The organism is Streptomyces sp. SPB074 (assembly GCF_000154905.1).
Lineage (GTDB): Bacteria > Actinomycetota > Actinomycetes > Streptomycetales > Streptomycetaceae > Streptomyces.
On sequence record NZ_GG770539.1, the window covers coordinates 2,451,069 to 2,453,714 of the forward strand.

3 protein-coding genes are annotated in these 2,646 nt (G+C 76.6%); all 3 read right to left on the reverse strand.

Features of this window, described 5'->3' with window-relative positions; translation table 11 throughout:
- Window positions 1-910: ATP-binding protein (locus tag SSBG_RS09930; RefSeq protein ID WP_234010454.1), on the reverse strand; the 910-nt coding region annotated here is incomplete at its 3' end.
- Window positions 911-1,129: 219 nt separating this feature from the next.
- Window positions 1,130-1,807 carry an HAD family hydrolase gene (locus SSBG_RS09935; RefSeq protein WP_008746031.1) on the reverse strand — a complete coding sequence of 226 codons (678 nt, stop codon included), beginning with the start codon at window positions 1,805-1,807 and terminating at the stop codon, window positions 1,130-1,132.
- Window positions 1,808-2,332: a DUF6912 family protein gene (locus tag SSBG_RS09940; RefSeq protein WP_037869388.1), complete on the reverse strand. Its 525-nt coding sequence runs from the start codon at window positions 2,330-2,332 to the stop codon at window positions 1,808-1,810.
- Window positions 2,333-2,646: the final 314 nt, after the last annotated feature.

The following is a 2,646-nucleotide window of genomic DNA, read 5'->3' on the forward strand; positions in this document are numbered from 1 at the left end:
CCGGGTCCCCGCAGACCGCCTCGGCGGCCTCGGGCGTGAACGGCCCGTCGAAGACGGAGAGCCGCGCCCACAGCAGCCGTTCGGCGGGGGTGCACAGCTCGTAGGACCAGTCCACGGCGGTGCGGAGCGTCTGGTGCCGGGTCAGCGCGGTGCGGCGCCCGCCGGTGAGGACGTGGAAGCGGTCGTCCACGCGGTCGAGGAGCTGGTCGAGCGGGGCGGCGCGCAGCCGCACGGCGGCGAGTTCGAGCGCGAGCGGGATGCCGTCGAGGCGGCGCACGAGAGCCCGCACGCGCGCGGCGTCGGCCCCGCGCGCGGCGAAACCGGGCGCGGCGTCGGCGGCGCGCTGGGCGAAGAGCGCGACGGCGTCGTCCTCGTCCAGCGGCGCGAGTGCCCGGCAGTGCTCGCCGGGGACGTCGAGGGGCTGGCGGCTCGTCGCGAGCACGCTCACGCCGGGCGCCTCGCGCAGCACGAGGTCGGCCAACGCGGCGCAGGCGTCGAGCAGGTGTTCACAGGTGTCGAGGACGACGAGCGCCTGACGCTCGCGCAGGTGTGCGACGACGGCGTCGAGCGCGGGCCGCCCCGAGGGCCCGTACGCGGCCGATGCGGGCCCTTCCTGCGCGCTGGACTCCGGCAGTCCGAGCACCGTCGCGAGCGTCGCGGGCAGCAGTTCGGGATCGCGCAGGGCCGAGAGCTCCGCGAGCCACACCCCGTCGGGATACCGCTCCCTGGCCGCCGCCGCGACCCGCAGGGCGGTACGGCTCTTGCCCACCCCGCCGGGCCCGATGACGGTCAGCAGCCGTACGCCGCCGAGGACTTCGCCCAGCTCGGCGACCTCGCGCTCACGCCCCACGAAGCGCGTCACCTCGACCGGCAAGCCGCCCCGCCGCCCCTGCCCGAACCCGTTGCGCACGGCCCGCCCCCGTCCCCTGAAGCCCGAACTGCCACCGGCCGACACCGACTGAACGCGTCCCAGCGTACGCATTGGGGTGCGGAGCGTGAGGGGGTTGCGCAGCTTGCGCGGGACTGCCGCCCAGGTCGGGGCGGGGGACGCCGGTCAGGTCGGGGCGGGGAGCGGCTGCCCGGCCCGGCGCGCCGGGTTCCGCTCGGCTCCGCGCGGGGGGGGCGCCGCTCAGTTCCCCGCCGCCGCGAGGGCGACCGCGTCCGCGAGCGAGTCGGCGACCGGGAAGCCGGTGCGGGCCAGGCTCGCGCGGCTGTGGGAGCCGCCGGTGTAGAGCACGGCGCGGGCTCCGGCCGCGCGGGCCGCGTGGCCGTCGTCGGCGGCGTCCCCGATGACGACCGTACGGGCGGGATCGACGTCACCCGCGAGCGCGGCGAGGTGCCGGACGAGGTGGTCGGCCTTGCCGCCGCCGGAGGGCCCGGTCCGCCCCTGCACCCGTACGAAGCGGTCCGCGATGCCGAAGCCCTTGACGAGCGGGACGAGTTCCTCGTGCCCGTACATGCTCAGGAGCGACTGGCTGCGACCGGCGGCGAGCCAGCCGTCGAGGAGTTCCACGGCGCCCGCCGTGAGCCCGCAGCGCACGCTCTCGCGCGCGTAGTGGCGCTGGAACGTCCCGTCCATCAGCTCCCACTCGCCGGGCGTGGGCGCGCGCCCCAGGAGCGCCTCGTAGAACGCGGTGACGGGCACGCGGTACAGCTCGCGGTAGCGGTCCAGGGTGAGCGGGTCCAGGCCGTCCATGCCGAGTTCGGCGAAGGCGGCGTTGGTCGCGCCGAGCACCGCGTCCATGTCGTGGAAGAGCGTGCCGTTCCAGTCCCACACGAGGTGCCGGGCGGGTATCGCGCCGCTCACTCAGCGCTCCTCGGCGGTGGGCGCGACGAGGTAGGGGATCTCCTGCGTCGCGAACCACAGCAGTTCGTGGTCCTCGGCCCCGTCCACGACGAACTGCGCGTCCGCGTCGCCCTGGTCGGCGGCGCCCAGCGCCTCGGCGGCGGCCGTCACGTCCTTGGCGGCCTCCTCGCCGTCCGCGTGCACGGCGGCGGCCTTGGCGAGCCGGAAGGGCCCGGCGACCCGCACCTCGCCGACGGAGTCCGCCGCCATCCCGTGGTCGGGATCGGTGCGGGCCGCGCCGTCCGCGACGTCGATCGCGAGCACGACCCGGCGCCGGGCCTCGGCGGGATCGACGGCGAGCAGCCGCAGCGAGGCGGCGGCGGCCCGGCTGAGGGCCGCGTACTCCAGCTCCTCGATGTCGTCGGACACGTACCACTCGCGCAGCGCGGGCGTGACGGCGTAGGCCACCACGGACTCCGCCCCCAGCTCGCCCGCCTCGTGGGCCCGCGCGAGCGCACCGAGAGTGAGAGGGACGTACACACGCATGGCAACCGCATCCTTTCGCCGGTGCGGCCAGGATACGTGGGGCGCCCGGGGCTCACCCGGATCGGTGAACCGAGGACCGAGGTCGCCGCACACGCACGGTGATCATTCCGGGTTCTCCCGCTCGCCGACTCTCCCCTTACCAGCCAGTAACAACGGTGTTTCCCGGAGAGAGGTGCCCCGATGCCCGCGACCGAGAGTGACGATGCCCCGCGTGTCCCCGCCCAGCGCCGCCGTCGGCGCGGAGCCGGCCGGGGCCCCTCCGGCCCCGCCGGCCGCGCCCCGGCGGGCCGCCGCCGCGACCGCGACCGCCCCGG

Excerpts from the sequence above, each read along its gene's own strand:
- SSBG_RS09940 (WP_037869388.1), bottom strand. The coding sequence starts at position 2,332 with ATGCGTGTGTACGTCCCTCTCACTCTCGGTGCGCTCGCGCGGGCCCAC.